Below are 16375 nucleotides of genomic sequence, written 5' to 3' on the forward strand. Positions count from 1 at the left end.
GTGTCTAGTGTTGTGGGGTCATTCCACTATTATAAAATTGGAATATTGTGGAAATAAATCCAGCACATTTTTTTTATAAACTTAATTACTAGAATGTATCTTTTTATGACCAGCCTCTTGTAAGGCTTTAATAAATTCAATATTATTAGCTGATGACATATAAATACGTGAATGTATTTTTGTTGTCTCTGCTGTTTGTCTATAGATTAAATAAGTGCCGTAATGCTCTTTAGCATATGTTGAATCCACTGTATCAAAATGTTTTTTGTAAATTTTTTCTTTTTGAGGAATATTAGAAGTAGAGAGTTCGGTTGCTTTTAGCATTTTGTACTCTTAATTATACTTTTTTAAAGTATATCAGAAATACAGAAAAATGTTATTAATTATACGTTTATAAAAATTTTAGAAAAGAAACCCAAAATGACAAGCCCTTTATCTTTATACTTTTGGTATAAATTTTCAAGCCCTGCATATTGTTCCGTAAAACCACATTTACTTGCTACATTGACAATGAGGAGTACCTTGTTTTTAAAAGCATTCATAGTGATGATTTCACCGCTGATGGTCTTGACTTCAAAATCGTAAATGCTCATACGTACTCCTTAATAGATGTTAATAATTAGTCTCTTCCTAGAAATTCAGATGCTTCTGAGATAATCAAAAAGGCTTCTGGATCGTATTCACGAATAATGTCTTTCAGTAGCTGAATTTTTGATGTTTCAACGGTAACTAAAATCACCGTTTTAATCTGCTTCTGATGATGCAGCCCAACACCTGTAAAGACCGTTCCATGCTCTTCAATGCGTTCACGGATTTGTTCGGTGAGCGTTTCAACATTATTTGAGACAATTTGGACAACTTTTCGAGGTGGACGACCAATCAAAATGACATCGATCATTTTTGCAGTCACATACACACCTATCATACTGTAGAGTGCTTTTTTGATGTCACCGTGCGCCACAATAAACGCAAGCATAATGCTCACATCGATGGCTAAGAGAACTTCTGAGGCTTTAAATTTGCTCTTCATCGCAACGATTTCACCTACAACGGAAGTACTTCCCGTAGAAGATCGCCCTTTAATAACCAATCCAACACCAAGCCCTATAAACATACCACCAAAGATAGCTGCTAAAAGTATGTCATCAGTAAGTGGCTTGAGATGTAAAACTTCTCGAAACAAATCAGTAAAAAAAGAGGTCGCAAGCATCGCTAAAAGCGTTTTAAAGGTGTATTGTTTCCCAAAATAGACAAATCCTAAAACAATAAAAGGAATACTCACCAAAATGATGAGCGTTCCAAGCGTCAATGAAGTCACAATGTAGTGAATAATCAATGCGATACCAATGCCACCACCTGTGACCATATTGTTTGGAGATAAAAAGCAAACGACAGCAAATGCCATTGACATCGTGCCTAAGAGCACATAGACATATTGCAGGAGTGCTAAGGAGCGTGAGGATTGTTTCATTTTATTTGAGATACCCCATCAAGTTAAAAATAGGTAATTTTGAGCTACTCTCTAACTTTTTCATCCATTTATCCATCTTGTCAGGTTTTTGCCAAACAGCATGACTTACATTTGCCAGCTCTTCCACTTTTGTTTTCGCGTCATTGATAGAGCCGATTTCATCGATAAGATGAACATTGAGTGCTTTGCTTGCGATGAAAACTTGGGCATTGGCAAACTCATTTGGTTTTGCAAGATTAAGTCCACGCGCAGTTGCTACATCGGTAATGAAAAGCGTGTACGCATCATCGATAAGTTCTTTAAGCGCTCCACGTTCTTTAGCTGTCCATTCACGTGTAAACGTTCCCATCTGTTTGTATTCGCCCGCAGTAATAATTTGCTCAGAAATGCCTAGTTTTTTAGCAAGTTCTGCCACATTAGGAGCTTGGAAAAGTACGCCGATAGAGCCTACAAAAGCCCCTGGATTGGCGATGATATGGTTTGCCCAAATAGAGGCATAGTAACTACCACTGGTCATACTTCCAGCAGCATATGCTACGACAGGCTTCTTCTCAGCTAAGCGTTTGACTGCCATAGAAAGCTCGATGGAAGGGGCAAGTGCACCACCTGGAGAATCAACCTGCAAAAGCACGCCTTTAATTTTTTCATCTTTGGTTGCATCTTCAATATTTTCTAAAATTTCTTCAACATTAAGGATTTCACCTTCAATTTTGACAACCGCAAGGTTAGGATGTTTTAACTCATCTTGCGAGCCAAATACAAGAATAAGAATGAGTAAAAGCAGCACTGTTTTGAAGTGATTTTGGATATAGTTAAAAACAGCACCTATCCAAATAAAAGGTTTTTTAATAAGCTCTAACATTGTTTTTCTCCGTCAATAAAAGTTAAATGGGTTTGATGTGTATGTAAGATAAGCTGTAATGCTACATCATCACATTCACACGCTTGTGGTAACGTTGTTACGATAAAGTCGCTATAACATCCTTGCTTCAGTATGCCACATGAAAGCCCTAAAGCGTGGGCTGCGTTAGATGTAACACTTTGAAGGAGTGTTTTTGCTAGATACGAAAGTTCTTTTTGTGGATGCATCATAAGTGCGCTTCGCATCTCATCCCAAAGACTCAAAGAGATGTTAGAACTAAGACCATCGGTTCCTAACGTGAGGTTGATATTTGCTTTTTCCACTGCATCAATATCCAGCTTTCCTACTCCTAAAAGTCGGTTGGAAACAGGGCAATGCGTGAGTGTTGCTTTTTGGTCAGCAATCGTTTTTAACTCTTCTTTTTTGGCTTGAACAGCGTGTGTAAAGAGCGTTTTGTTTTGCTTAAACAACTCAAGATACTCTAGCGCAGAGCACAAGGGCTTTGCGTGAGGATTAAACGCGCTAAAGAAGGTTTGAAAATCACCACTTCCTTCATCGATCCAAGCTCGTTCTGCTGGGCTTTCCATAAAATGCGTAGAGACAACACACTCTTCTTCAAGGGCAACTTGCAGTGCTTTTTTCGCTAAGATTGGATGCGTTGAATAAGGTGAATGAACAGATACGGCTGGAATAAAGCGTTCACTTTTAAACTCCTTACTTGTCTCTAATCTTCCTCTAAAATCACCATACATCGCGTCCACAGCACTAGGAACGGAGCCTAATACTTCATTGAAGTAAACGACACGTTGAGGTGCCTGCACACATGCTTCTAGGTCTGCTCCAAAACTACTGATAGCTCCTAATGATGTCGTACCGTTTTTAAGCATCTCTTGAAGTTTCGAGCCAATAAGCTCTGTTGTTGCAAGTGCACTGAGTTCTTCTCGGTGCTTGATGACCGATTGTAGCCATACGATAAAATCGCCATAGCGAAGCATACTTTGGTTGGCACTAAATTCTAGGTGAACATGTGCATTAATGAGTCCTGGCAAAATAACACTGTTTTGAGGCGTTTCAATGATGGTTGCAGTTGGGTGTTTGGCTTTAAGTTCTTCACATTTACCTACTTCGATGATACGTTCATCAAACAACATAGCACCATTTTCAATGATTTCAAACCCTTCATTACAGGTAAGTATAAAATCGGCGGTTATAAGAGTCACTATTGTCCTTTATTGAGAGGTTTGAAAGAGTGATTTCAAACGAAAAATTCGTGTAATTGTATCCTAAACAAACCATTGATATAATAAGACTAAATTTTAAACAAAAGGTAACCAATGAAAATTGTCGTGATCCAAGGTCCAAATCTTAATATGCTCGGTCACCGTGAGCAAAGCATTTATGGCGGTATGAAACTTGAAGAGATTCACTCTCAAATGGAAGCAGTTGCAAAGCAAAATGGTTTTGAAATTGAATTTTTTCAATCCAATTTAGAGGGTGAGATTGTTGATCGTATTCAAGAGTGCTTAGGTGACGCTGATGGTATCATCATTAATCCAGCGGCATACACACATACGTCTATCGCTATTCGTGATGCGATTAGTGCTGTTTCTTTACCAGCGATTGAAGTACATATTAGCAATATCTACAGACGTGAAGAGTTCCGTCAAAAAAGCATGACAGCGGCTGTTTGTACAGGTCAAATCAGTGGTTTTGGACCATTTGGTTACCATCTTGCAATGATCTCAATGATGCAAATGTTAGGTGAGCTAGACGCATTACGTAAAGCTCAAGCAGCAGCACAACAACAAGCGGCACAAGCGTAACGTGAACAACTACATTCTCCAAGATGAAAACGCACTCTATTTTGAGTGCGGTTTTTCATGTGATCACGCAGTTTTTTTAAAGCTGGGAAGTGAAGCGTTTTTTATTACCGATGCACGCTATACAACAGAAGCAGCTGAAGTCATTAAAAATGCAACGGTTTTGGAAGGTGATAGACGTGATTTGCTTAAAACAGCACGTCTGCTGATTCGCAAAAGCGGTATCAAATCACTTGCATATAACCCAGCAGAATGGAATGTGGAAGCCTATGCAAGGTTTTCAGATAAGCTCAATATCAATTTCCAAAAAAAACCTAACTTTTCACAGCAAAAACGTATCATCAAAACAGAAACAGAGCTTGAAATCTTGAAAAAAGCGGCTCTTTTTGGTAGAGATGCCTTTCATCGTTTTGGAGAATTTTTAAAACACGATGGCTTAGGAATAGACGAGATGATGGCACATTTTGAGGCTGAGTCTATTTTTAAACATAAAGGAGCATTGGACCTTAGTTTTTCGCCAATTGTAGCTCTTGGTGCTAATGCAGCTAAACCGCATGCACTTCCAACACGAAAAACACTTCAAAAGGGCGAACTTGTACTCCTCGATGCAGGAGTGAAGTATCAACGTTACTGTTCAGATCGCACACGAACAAGTGTGTTTGATGAGCATTTTAATTTCGAAAAAAAGCAACAGTTCAAAGATGCGCATCAACAAAAAGTGTATGACACGGTTTTATTGGCTCAAAAAGCTGCTTTAAAAGCTGTCAAAATTGGTGTAAAAGCCAAAGAGATTGATAAAGCGGCACGGGATGTCATCGATAAAGCAGGTTTTGGAAATTACTTTGTACACTCTACGGGACATGGTGTAGGACTTGACATCCATGAACTACCTGTTATTGGCTCACGTTCAGAAACCATCATTGAAGAAAACATGGTTTTCACCATAGAACCAGGCATTTACTTACCAGAGCAATTTGGTGTGCGTATTGAAGATACGATCATCGTACGAAAAGATGGCGCTGAGGTTATGGGGTGAAGTTAGAGCGTATTCGTTTTTTCCCAACGTGCAAGAAGGCAAAAAAGCACTTCGCGCATAGGGTTGTCATCGGCCTTGGTGGCAATGAAGGCGATGTAAAAAAACGTTTTGTAAAGCTTTACCGAACATTGTTAAACGATCCACGCTTTTTTGTGCAAGAAAGCTCAGCAGTTTTGAAAAATCCACCGTTTGGATATCTCAATCAGCCTGATTTTTATAATGCCATTATTGTGATGCAAACCTCACTTAGTGCCAAAGCATTACTCAAAGTCCTTTTACATACTGAGCACCTTTTCGGGCGCGTTAGGCTCTTTAAAAATGGACCAAGAACGTTAGATTTAGATATAATATTTTTCGATAATCAAAAAATTCATCAACCAAACTTAATCGTTCCACATCCTAGATGGTCGGAGCGTGCATCGGTTATCGTTCCACTCTTTACGCTAAAAAGTTTTAAAGGATTGAGGTGAAATTTCATACGTTTAGTGGTGAAACACCAGCAGAAGCACTCAAACAGGCTCAACTGGAATGCGGTGAAAATGCCCTTGTTATAAGTACCAAACAAATTCGTAAAAAGACCATTAGTAGTTCAGCACTTTACGAAGTGGTCGTTGCCATTGAAGAAGATCAGCCAACACCGCCACCTCCAAGACCTGAACCTCGTGTTGAGCCAAAATACAAAAGTGGCGAAGATGTTCTTTTTAGTCTTTCTGAAGCGGCTAAGCAGATCTCACAAATTGCACAAGCGACTAGTGATGTAGGAAATCCATCTGCTTCGAGACAGGCTGAAAAAGCACAAAACAATGAAGGATTAGGCGAGATAAAGTGCGAGATTAACAAACTTGCCGACAAAATTAAACTCATCCAAGAGATGTTTTGGGAAGAAAAAGCACCGCATCGTAATAATTTAGCTATCCCATCAGAGTTTTCTGAGATTTACAAGCTTGCTAAAACGAGTGGTATGGGGGAAGATCATTTAGAAAATATCATGAACTTAACGTTAGAGCATATGCCTGTTCGTATGAAAAACAGTTCTGAGACAATAAAGCGCTATTTTCAAGTACTTCTTCGTAAACTCATTCCTGTACGTGTGGAAGCAGAATTACCAAAAGGCAATAAACGTGTGATGATGTTTGTAGGACCCACAGGAGTTGGTAAAACTACAACGATTGCAAAGCTTGCTGCACGCTACTCTTACATTCAAGAAAAACGTGCAAAAGTGGGCATTATTACCTTAGACACTTACAGAATTGGTGCGGTTGAACAATTGTTTCAATACGCTAAAATGATGCGTTTGCCGATTGAAGATGTCGTAGATCCTCATGATTTCAACAACGCTCTCTCTTCTTTGAGCCATTGCGATGTTATCTTAATTGATACGGTTGGAAGTTCTCAGTACGATAAAGACAAACTGCTAAAACTCAATAAATTTCTTCAAAGTTCACAGCTGCAAATCGATGTTAATCTCGTTCTTTCTGCAGGAAGTAAACTGGAAGACCTCAAGGAAATTTATAAAAACTTCTCATTTCTCGATATAGATACACTTATTTTTACAAAATTTGATGAAACTAAAGTTTTTGGAACGATATTTTCTTTGATCTATGATACAGATAAGCCAGTGAGTTATTTTTCTATTGGTCAAGAGGTTCCAGATGACATTGTTCCCGCATCCAGTGATTTTTTGGTTGAATGTATTTTAGATGGCTTTGAGAAAAAACGAGGTGAACATGGAAACGCAGGCGAATAAACTCCAAGAACTAGTCGGCGCAGTTTCTGCTAAAGAGCAAAGCCATACAAAATTTATTGCTATAACAAGTGGTAAGGGTGGTGTTGGTAAAAGTACCGTCAGTGCTAATATGGCGAATGTTTTAGCCAATAATGGTTATAAAGTAGGTCTTTTTGACGCAGATATTGGTCTAGCAAACTTAGATGTTATTCTCAATGTGCGCATTGATAAAAATATTTTACATGTTTTAAAAGGCGAATGTACACTCTCTGATGTCATTGTTCCTATCAAAAAAAATCTCTTGCTCATTCCAGGAGAGAGTGGTGATGAGATTTTAAAATACTCTGAGCAGTTTTTATTTGAACGCTTCCTAGAAGAGACCAAAGTGCTCAATGATCTTGATTTTATGATTATTGACACAGGAGCGGGCATTGGTGAGCATATTCAACTCTTTTTAGAAGCTGCAGATGAAGTCATTGTGGTCACCGTTCCTGATCCTGCAGCCATTACTGATGCATATGCGACCATTAAAATTACCAGTAAAACACAATCCAATATACATCTAATTTTAAACATGACCAAAAGTGAAAAAGAGGCGCAACTTATTTTTGATAAAATCAATAAAGTTGCGATGGCAAATATTGGAAACGGTTTAAAACTCAATTTGATTGGAAAATTGCCTGAAGATAAACTCATTTCAAAGAGTATCAAACAGCGTACACTCTTTACGAATGATGCTCCCAATTCACTGGCATCTTTAGATATGAAACGTATCGTCAACAATTTAGTTTATAAATTGGAACGAAAAGTGCTTAAAACGGATACAAATAAGAGCTTTGGAAGCTTTTTTAAGCGTATTATTGAGCAATTTTAGATACATTTTGTAAAGGCATTATATGGTCAAATCAGAAAATTTCATCTACTTTTTCACCATCTGTGGATTTTTTATAGGGTTGATGTTTTCGATACTGAATTTTTCAGAGCCAGAGGAGATACTTTTTTACACGTTAGAAATAACGTTGTTTTTCTATCTCATTATCCATGTGGCAGTAATGAATTTCTTCGATTTTGATCGTATGGCAACATTTATTTTCGACAAGAAAGACCACGAAAATATTAGTGATTATTTTATTCAAGAGCTTGAAAACAGAGAAAAAGTGATGGACAATCTTTTAGCAAGTATTGATAGCATGAATCAGCATTATGATAAGATCATGAAAGGCTCAACGGAGAGTAATGAATCCTACATTAAAAAAGCAGCAGCCTAATCCTTACAGCCAAAATCTTAAAAAAGAACAAGATGAACTTGTTTTGCAATATCTTCCTGCAGTACGAGCTATGGCGTATCGTCTGCGTGAAAGGCTTCCCGCTTCGGTAGATGTTAACGATTTGATTTCTATTGGTACCGAAGAGATGATTAAACTCTCTAGGCGCTACGATAAAGACCAAAATGACTCTTTTTGGGGATATGGTAAAAAACGTGTTTATGGCTCAATGCTTGATTTTTTACGTTCCTTAGATACGATGAGTAGAGCCAACAGACGCCTTATTAAACTAGTCGATCAAGAGATTACTGCGTATTTGGCTGAGCATGGCAATGAGCCTGATGATGCCTATTTGGCACACGTGTTAAATGAAGATATTGAAAAAATAGCAGAAGCACGAAACAGTGCTATGATTGTTTCTGTGATGTCACTCAATGAACAAGTGACAATTCTTTCAGGTGAAGACACTGCACAAAAAGTAGAAAAAGATGAGCTTATGGAAATGGTCCAGAGTATTCTTTCAACGTTTAATGAGCGTGAACAGATGATTATTCAACTCTATTATTTTGAAGAACTTAATCTAAAAGAGATCAGTGAAGTGTTAGATATTAGTGAGTCGCGTATTTCTCAGATTCATAAAAAACTTTTAGCAAAGATTAAAGAACAGTTGGGAATCAACCATGGCTGATATATTAAGTCAAGAAGAGATTGATGCACTTTTAGAGGTGGTAGAAGAAGAGGGCGATACACTCTCATCAGAAGCTGAACCAACCGATACAAGACAAGTCATTCTGTATGATTTCAAACGACCAAATCGTGTTTCAAAAGAACAGTTGCGTGCGGTTAAAGGTATTCACGATAAGATGGCGAGAAACCTAGCATCGCAGATCTCTTCTATTATGCGTAGTATCGTTGAAATTCAATTACATTCTGTTGATCAAATGACGTATGGTGAGTTCTTGATGTCTTTACCAAGCCCAACCAGCTTTAACGTTTTTTCCATCAAACCATTAGATGGTAACTGTATTATTGAAATTAACCCTTCTATTGCGTTTCCGATGATTGATCGACTTCTTGGTGGTCTTGGTGAATCATACGAAGCAACACGTGAGCTTACCGATATTGAGCTGAACCTTTTAGATGCAATTTTACGTATTATTATGCAGCGTCTCAAAGAGGGCTGGGCACCAATTACCGATATGTATCCAACTGTTGAGACAAAAGAATCGAGTCCAAACGTTGTCCAAATCGTTTCACAAAATGAGATTGTCATCATGGTTGTTATGGAGATCATCATTGGAAATTCCAGTGGTATGATTAACCTTTGTTATCCTGTTATTTACCTTGAACCCATTCTTTCACGTTTAGCAAACCGCGATATTATGCTCGGTGAGACCAGTGCTAAGAAAAGCCGTAATAAAGAGCTTAATACATTGATTTCTCGTGCAGAAGTGTTTAATGAAGCAATTATTGGGCAAGCTGAACTGAGTGTTGGGGAATTATTGGAACTTAAAAAAGGCGATATTATAAGGTTGAATCGTGCCGCAGATGATAAAGCCATTGTAATGATCGATAAAAAAGAGCTTTTTTTAGCGGAGATTGGTTTGCATCGCTTTAGAAAATCGATTAAGATAGAAAAATTGGTTAGAACAGATAAAGATGAAGTGAAGAGTGCCCTAGAAGAACTAGAGCAGATAAGAAAGTCAAAAATATCATCATTTGATGCAACGCAACAGGGGTAAGGTGTGAATACATTTGTACAATTATTACAACAAGAAGTCGTTTCGACGATAGAAGGATTAACGGGTATCCCACCTACTGTTGAGCTCAATGCAGAAGAAAGCGGCGAGAGTAAATTAAAACTAAGCCCTCCATTGGCTAAACTTGATGTTACGGTTGGCGGTGAATTGCATGGAAAAATGCGTGTTACGATGGCAACGTCTATTGCGACTGCTATTGGTGACATGATGCTTGGTGGTGAAGGCAATGAAAAAGAGGATATGGATGCTGAAGATCTCGATGCAACCAAAGAGATTATCTCCAATATTTTAAGTTCTTTTTCACGCTCCCTTGGCAGTCAGAAAAATATGCCTAAGCTTGAATTTGATATTGACAATATTGAGTATATTGATGCCAATAGTTTAATTGATTTTAAAGGCTTTGAAAAGCTATTTATTTATAATTTAGCGGTTCATAATTCTCACGATACAATCGCATTTGCAATTACTCATGAATTAACACCTTTAATAGGAGAAGATGGTCCTGCACCAATGGAAACACCAGCTCCTACACAAGAGTATATTTTTGAAGAACCTAAAAAAGTTATGACAAGCATGACTCCAGAAGAGTTAAGCAATATAGAACTGATTAAAGATGTAAGGCTTCCTATTCGTGTGCGTATTGGTTCTAAAAAAATGCTTTTAAAAGATGTTTTAAGCATGGATATAGGCTCTGTTATCGAGCTAGATCAGCTTGCCAATGATCCTTTAGAAATTTTAGTAGGCGATAAAGTTATCGCGATGGGTGAAGTCGTTATTGTCGATGGTAACTTTGGCGTTCAAATTGGCGAAATTGGTACAAAACGCGAACGACTTGAAAAATTACGATAGTAGATCATATGGAAGAGCAACAGCATATTAAAGATACCGAACACTCTAATGAATGGAGTGTTCTTCGCATTATGTCAGATTTTGTAAAGGGATTTGACGAACTTCGAGATTTAGGCCCTGCCGTTACCTTTTTTGGGAGCGCACGTTTTCATGCGAACAATCGTTACTATAAAGACGCGCATACCCTTGCATATCAGCTCGGTAAAAAAGGCTATTCTATTGTAACAGGCGGCTCTAAAGGAATTATGGAGGCTGCCAATAAAGGCGGGTATGACTCTAAAAAATGTCAATCCATTGGTCTTAATATCAACCTTCCACATGAACAATCAGGCAATAAATACACGACAAAACATCTAAATTTTGATTACTTCTTTGTACGTAAAGTAATGCTCATCAAATATTCTCTGGCGTATGTTATTTTTCCTGGTGGATTTGGTACACTCGATGAACTTTTCGAAGCCTTAACACTCACTCAAACAGGTAAAATTACAAAAATAAGTATTTTTTTGTACGGGAAAGAGTATTGGGAAAAATTGTATGATTTTATCGCAACCACATTGGTTGAACATCACACGATTCGACCTGAAGATGTTGAACTTATTACTTTAACCGATGATTTAAGTGAAATAGAAAAGAAAATTGACGAGCGTTTAGTACTGTATATCAATGAGCTAAAAAATGAAGGATTAGAATCAAGTCGTTATTATAAAAAAGCCATTGAATTTTTATCCAATCAAGAGTAACAATGACTAAAACACGCTACTTAAAATATCAACTCAAAAAGCATCTTCCCCTCTTAGGTGCATTGCTTCTCTTAAGCTTTGTTCTTTATGAAATTAGTTTTTATATTTTTAAAACGTATCGTGCTTTTTTTAATTCAGATGCTGCTATCGCCAACATTTTGGCTGAAGAGATTGTGCTTGCAGGAACTTTTTTCCCTAGCCATTGGTGGTATGTCAATAATGATTTATGGGTTTTTTACAAACAACTTTTAGTTATTCCTTGGGTTCTCGCAGGTAAAAATGGTTATTTTGCTCACGCTTTTACGGTCTTTGAAGTGAGCATTTTCATGATCGTTTTTATCTATCTTTTCCTTCGTTCTTTGATGCTTTCTCGTGCCTCTTCTATCATGGGCAGCGTTGTTGTGTGTATTGGTTATTCACCAATGTATTTGCGTGAACTTTATGGAGAAGCTGCGTATACATGGTACTTTTTATTTATGATCGCATTTATGTTTATTTTTAGAAAACTGAGTCCTCATGTCATTAGCAAAAGTACGCAAATTAAAGCCTTTATCTTCTTTATGATGTTGCTCTATCTGCTTGTACTTGCTAATCCCGTACGCTTTTTTGTCTATTATGTTGCGCCTTTTTTTGGAGCGCTTGCATTAAGTATTTATTTTGCGAGGGATAGTCTTAAGACTTTTCAACATGCCTTAAAACGGGTTTTATCAGTAAAGCGTCTTGTTATTTTTGCCTTTGCGTGTGTGGTTATGGGACTTGCTGCGATGGCGCATTTCAATCTTTTAGAAAGCCTACATTTAGCAGGTGGTGCCAATAACGCAGGGCTTGTTTCTTTAGAAATCCTTCCTGTGCATGCAGCACATGCCCTTTTAGGACTTTTAAATTTTATAGGTGCTGAATGGAATGAAGGTGTTCGTGCCGCTTCTATAGAAGGTGTCGTTTCATTACTTAAATTTGCGCTCTACCCTTTTGTTTTAATTATTCCTGCACTACACATTAAACGTGCTTTTTACCAAATGAGTGCCACTGAACGCTTCTTTGTACTTTTCTCCTACGTAGGTTTTAGCATTATCTTGGTTCTTTATGCTACAACAGGTTTACATGAGCATGCATGGGCTGCACGCAATAATATTCGTTATATTTCTCCTTTTTTAATGATGATTTTAGTCTGTAATGTCATTATGTGGCGCTTCTTTTCATTGTTTATGAAATTGATTTTATCACTTTGTCTTGCAATGGCATTATCTCTTTCTTGGAACTATGTTTCGCCTAAAGAATGGAGAGGCATTGTTGATGAGCGTATTGCATTGGTCGAAGAGCTTAAAACACGTAATCTTCATTTTGGGTACGCTTCTTATTGGGATTCTCATATTTACACCGTTTTTAGTGATGGAGAGGTAGATATTCGCCCTATTGAAATTGATGAAAAAGGAGTCTCACTTATTAAGTGGTTATCTAGTGATAGATGGTACCAAAAAGATTCAACGGATGGCAAAGTATTTTTTATGGTAGAACATGAAGATATCCCAGATCTTGAAGTGGGTATCAAGAATCTCAATATGCCTGATCCTATTGAAGAATTTAAGTTTGGTAAATATACGATCGTTGTCTTTGAAAAGAATCCGCTCTATGTGAAAAAAAGTAAAGCTGAAGCTAGGAAGAAAAAGCGTATAATGACGGCTCCATAATTTACATATAAAGGCGTAGCTTGGAGTCTGTTAAGATTAGTGTTGTTTCTCCCATTTATGGCTGTAAAGAGTGTTTGTTTGAACTCTATGATCGACTGGTTAAAACACTCTCTCAAATCACTGAAAATTTTGAGATTATTTTGGTCAATGATGCCTGCCCTCAAGCTTCGTGGGAGCGGATTGTCATGTTGTGTGCAAAAGATAGTCGCGTTAAAGGAATCAACCTCTCTCGTAATTTTGGACAGCACTATGCTATCACTGCAGGCCTAGACTATGCAAAAGGGGATTGGGTCGTTGTCATGGATTGCGATCTACAAGATAGACCTGAAGAGATTATTAAACTTTATAATAAAGCACTTGATGGCTATGACATTGTTTTTGGAAGACGTGCAGAAAGACAAGATAGTTTCTTTAAACAACTAGGTTCAAAAGCATTCAATAAAGTGTTAGAGTATTTCACCGAGACAAAACACGACAATAGCATTGCCAATTTTGGTATCTATGCACAAAAAGTTGTTGAGACGATCAATCGTTACCGTGAACATAGCCGTGATTTTCTCTTATTTGCCAAAATGGTTGGTTTTAAAAAAACAGAAATTGATATTGAACATGCATCTCGCGCCTATGGGCAGTCTTCGTATAATCTCACAAAGCTGATTCGACTTGCCATAGACTCTATCGTTTCTCATTCCAACAAGCCTCTACGTCTTTCGATTCAATTGGGCTTTTTTATAGCGTTAGCGAGCCTTATTTATGCAGGATGGCTTGTGATTCGTTACTTCTTTTATCATACGCCAGCGGAAGGTTGGACAAGTTTAATGGTTTCGATGTTTTTTATGTTTGGTCTTTTATTTGCGATTATTGGTATTACGGGGCTTTACATTGGAAAGATTTTTGATGAAGTCAAACGTCGCCCACTTTATATTATTCAAGAGACAATAAATTTATGAAAAAAATAGCTATCTTACAATCAAACTATATCCCTTGGAAAGGATATTTTGACATTATTGGAAGTGTGGATGAGTTCATTTTGTATGATGACATGCAGTACACTAAAAATGATTGGCGCAATCGCAATAAAATTAAAACTCAAAATGGGCTTCAGTGGCTCAGTATCCCTGTGCGTCAAGAGAGTTTACATCAAAAAATCAATGAGACAAAAATTACAGACCCTAAATGGAATGTAAATCATTGGCGAAGCATTTCACAAAATTATGCAAAAGCACCTCATTTTAAGGCATACAAAGAGCAATTTGAAGCCTTATATATGGATGCTACGATGGAGACGATTAGCGAGATCAATCGTCATTTTATCGATGCAATATGTTCTATGTTAGAGATAAAAACCGTGATTCGTGATTCAAGAGAATTTGTACTAGCTGATGGTAAAAGTGAACGCCTTTTGGCTCTGTGCCAAGATTTGGGTGCAACAACGTACTTAAGTGGACCAGCTGCACGTGATTATTTGGATGAGTCTATTTTTAAAGAGGCGGGAATTGCTGTGGAATGGATGGATTATAGTGGGTACAAAGAGTACCATCAACTGTTTCCACCGTTTGAGCATGGTGTGAGCGTGATCGATTTGATCCTAAATGAAGGCGAAAATGCCAAAAATTTTTTAAAGAGTACACAACAATGATACATTTTAATAAACCTCCTTTAACAGGAAATGAAGAAAAATACGTACTAGAAGCAATGAAAAGTTTGAAAATATCAGGAGATGGCGCCTTTGGTAAACGTTGTCAAGAGTGGTTTGAAAAGCGCTATGCGTGTCCTAAGACTTTACTGACTCCTTCGTGTACACATGCCCTTGAAATGGCCGCTTTACTTTTAGAGATTAAAGAAGGTGATGAGGTCATCATGCCTAGTTACACTTTTGTTAGTACTGCCGATGCATTTGCGCTTCGTGGGGCTAAAATTGTTTTTGTTGACATCCACCCAGAAACCATGAACATTGATGAACGTCTTATAGAAGCTGCAATTACACCAAAAACGAAAGCAATTGTACCTGTACATTATGCTGGAGTTGGGTGCAATATGGATGATATTATGGATATCGCAAACCGTCACAATCTCTTTGTTGTTGAAGATGCAGCACAAGGCTTTGAAAGTACCTATAAAGGAAAACCTCTTGGGACGATTGGTCATTTAGGAGCATTTAGTTTTCATGAAACGAAAAATGTTACCAGTGGCGGTGAAGGTGGACTTTTACTGATTAATGATGAACGATTTTCTCATAGAGCAGAAATTATTCGTGAAAAAGGAACAAACCGTAGCCAGTTTTTTAGAGGAATGGTTGACAAGTATGGTTGGATGGATATTGGAAGTAGTTATCTACCGAGCGAGCTTCAAGCAGCCTATCTGTGGGGAGAATTGGAGATGGTAGATGTGATTCAAACATATCGTTTAAATGCATGGAAAAACTACTATGAAAGACTTGAACCTCTTGCAAAACGAGGTATTATTGAACTGGCGTTCATTCCTGATGAGTGTCAGCATAATGCCCATATGTTCTATCTTAAAGTTAAAGATTTAGCAGAGAGAACAGCACTTCTGGAAAAATTCAAAGAGGCAAATATTGGAGCGGTTTTTCATTATGTTCCTTTACACAGTGCTCCTGCTGGTATTAAATTTGGTCGTATGTTTGGTGAGGATCTTTACACAACAAAAGAGAGTGAGAGATTGATTCGTTTGCCATTGTATTATGGCATCACGTTAGAGGAAATTGATGCTGTATGTGAAATATTGGTAAAATGGAGTGCACAGTAATGGCGCATTTATATATCTTTGGAACGATTTTTTTTACTGTTTATGGACAACTTGTCATTAAATGGCGTATCCCTAATTATGGGCATTTACCAGAGCAAACAATTGAAAAAATTATCTTTTTGCTAAAACTCTTTTTAGATCCATTTATTCTCAGTGGGTTTGTGTCTGCTTTTGTCGCTTCTTTGTGCTGGATGGCAGCGATGACAAAGTTTGAACTAAGTTACGCGTATCCATTTATGGGGCTTACATTTGTTGTTGTTTTTATTTCATCTGTCTTTTTATTTAGCGAGAGTGTTACACTTTATAAAATTCTAGGACTTGCGTTAATCGTACTTGGTATTTTTATCTCAAGTCGTGCATAAGAGGAAGCAAGAAATCGCCTCCTC

General features: G+C 37.6%; 19 protein-coding genes and 1 pseudogene. 15 read left to right on the forward strand and 5 right to left on the reverse strand.

Annotation, left to right across the window (positions count from 1 at the left end):
- Positions 1-81: 81 nt before the first annotated feature.
- The 5 genes and pseudogenes from UCH001_RS01720 to UCH001_RS01740 form a co-directional block, all read right to left on the reverse strand.
- Positions 82-324: a hypothetical protein gene (locus UCH001_RS01720; RefSeq protein ID WP_067173477.1), complete on the reverse strand. Its 243-nt coding sequence runs from the start codon at positions 322-324 to the stop codon at positions 82-84.
- Between the two features lie 86 nt (positions 325-410).
- Positions 411-593 (reverse strand): annotated as a pseudogene (locus tag UCH001_RS01725) (glutathione peroxidase); the annotation flags it as partial.
- Positions 594-619: 26 nt separating this feature from the next.
- Complete coding sequence (locus UCH001_RS01730; protein ID WP_067173481.1) at positions 620-1471, reverse strand: YitT family protein; 852 nt, start codon at positions 1469-1471, stop codon at positions 620-622.
- 1 nt (position 1472) lies between these two features.
- Positions 1473-2333, reverse strand: a complete 861-nt coding sequence (sppA, locus tag UCH001_RS01735; protein ID WP_067173484.1) for a signal peptide peptidase SppA — start codon at positions 2331-2333, stop codon at positions 1473-1475.
- Positions 2327-3553, reverse strand: a complete 1227-nt coding sequence (locus UCH001_RS01740; RefSeq protein ID WP_067173488.1) for a metal-dependent hydrolase — start codon at positions 3551-3553, stop codon at positions 2327-2329. The genes sppA and UCH001_RS01740 overlap by 7 nt, the downstream gene beginning before the upstream one ends.
- Before the next feature lie 114 nt (positions 3554-3667).
- Between UCH001_RS01740 and aroQ the strand changes: the two genes are divergently transcribed.
- The 15 genes from aroQ to UCH001_RS01815 are packed head-to-tail and all read left to right on the forward strand — an operon-like array spanning position 3668 to position 16351.
- Positions 3668-4156, forward strand: coding sequence for a type II 3-dehydroquinate dehydratase (aroQ, locus tag UCH001_RS01745; protein ID WP_067173490.1), 489 nt, complete (start codon positions 3668-3670; stop codon positions 4154-4156).
- Between the two features lies 1 nt (position 4157).
- A complete protein-coding gene (locus tag UCH001_RS01750) occupies positions 4158-5189 on the forward strand; it encodes a M24 family metallopeptidase (RefSeq protein ID WP_067173493.1) in 1032 nt (343 codons plus the stop codon).
- The gene (folK, locus tag UCH001_RS01755) at positions 5186-5659 is read left to right on the forward strand and encodes a 2-amino-4-hydroxy-6-hydroxymethyldihydropteridine diphosphokinase (RefSeq protein ID WP_067173497.1); all 474 of its coding nucleotides are present in this window, start codon (positions 5186-5188) and stop codon (positions 5657-5659) included. Before UCH001_RS01750 ends, folK begins: the two co-directional genes overlap by 4 nt.
- Positions 5650-6936 carry a flagellar biosynthesis protein FlhF gene (gene flhF, locus UCH001_RS01760; RefSeq protein ID WP_145973096.1) on the forward strand — a complete coding sequence of 429 codons (1287 nt, stop codon included), beginning with the start codon at positions 5650-5652 and terminating at the stop codon, positions 6934-6936. Before folK ends, flhF begins: the two co-directional genes overlap by 10 nt.
- Positions 6917-7789 carry a MinD/ParA family protein gene (locus tag UCH001_RS01765; RefSeq protein ID WP_067173503.1) on the forward strand — a complete coding sequence of 291 codons (873 nt, stop codon included), beginning with the start codon at positions 6917-6919 and terminating at the stop codon, positions 7787-7789. The genes flhF and UCH001_RS01765 overlap by 20 nt, the downstream gene beginning before the upstream one ends.
- Before the next feature lie 22 nt (positions 7790-7811).
- Complete coding sequence (locus UCH001_RS01770; RefSeq protein WP_067173506.1) at positions 7812-8183, forward strand: hypothetical protein; 372 nt, start codon at positions 7812-7814, stop codon at positions 8181-8183.
- Positions 8152-8868 (forward strand): RNA polymerase sigma factor FliA, encoded by a 717-nt coding sequence (locus UCH001_RS01775; protein ID WP_067173509.1) that lies wholly within the window; start codon positions 8152-8154, stop codon positions 8866-8868. The genes UCH001_RS01770 and UCH001_RS01775 overlap by 32 nt, the downstream gene beginning before the upstream one ends.
- Positions 8861-9922 (forward strand): flagellar motor switch protein FliM, encoded by a 1062-nt coding sequence (fliM, locus tag UCH001_RS01780; protein ID WP_067173512.1) that lies wholly within the window; start codon positions 8861-8863, stop codon positions 9920-9922. Before UCH001_RS01775 ends, fliM begins: the two co-directional genes overlap by 8 nt.
- Before the next feature lie 3 nt (positions 9923-9925).
- Positions 9926-10789 (forward strand): flagellar motor switch protein FliY, encoded by an 864-nt coding sequence (gene fliY / locus UCH001_RS01785; RefSeq protein ID WP_067173515.1) that lies wholly within the window; start codon positions 9926-9928, stop codon positions 10787-10789.
- Between the two features lie 8 nt (positions 10790-10797).
- Positions 10798-11532, forward strand: coding sequence for a TIGR00730 family Rossman fold protein (locus tag UCH001_RS01790; RefSeq protein ID WP_067173519.1), 735 nt, complete (start codon positions 10798-10800; stop codon positions 11530-11532).
- 2 nt (positions 11533-11534) lie between these two features.
- On the forward strand, positions 11535-13220 hold the full coding sequence (locus UCH001_RS01795) for a hypothetical protein (protein WP_067173521.1): 1686 nt from the start codon (positions 11535-11537) through the stop codon (positions 13218-13220).
- 20 nt (positions 13221-13240) lie between these two features.
- Positions 13241-14170, forward strand: coding sequence for a glycosyltransferase family 2 protein (locus UCH001_RS01800; RefSeq protein ID WP_067173525.1), 930 nt, complete (start codon positions 13241-13243; stop codon positions 14168-14170).
- The gene (locus UCH001_RS01805; protein ID WP_067173528.1) at positions 14167-14859 is read left to right on the forward strand and encodes a WbqC family protein; all 693 of its coding nucleotides are present in this window, start codon (positions 14167-14169) and stop codon (positions 14857-14859) included. Before UCH001_RS01800 ends, UCH001_RS01805 begins: the two co-directional genes overlap by 4 nt.
- On the forward strand, positions 14856-15989 hold the full coding sequence (rffA, locus tag UCH001_RS01810; RefSeq protein ID WP_067173531.1) for a dTDP-4-amino-4,6-dideoxygalactose transaminase: 1134 nt from the start codon (positions 14856-14858) through the stop codon (positions 15987-15989). Before UCH001_RS01805 ends, rffA begins: the two co-directional genes overlap by 4 nt.
- Positions 15989-16351 (forward strand): EamA family transporter, encoded by a 363-nt coding sequence (locus UCH001_RS01815; RefSeq protein WP_067173534.1) that lies wholly within the window; start codon positions 15989-15991, stop codon positions 16349-16351. The genes rffA and UCH001_RS01815 overlap by 1 nt, the downstream gene beginning before the upstream one ends.
- Positions 16352-16375 lie beyond the last annotated feature (24 nt).

The organism is Sulfurospirillum sp. UCH001, from assembly GCF_001548035.1.
GTDB lineage: Bacteria > Campylobacterota > Campylobacteria > Campylobacterales > Sulfurospirillaceae > Sulfurospirillum.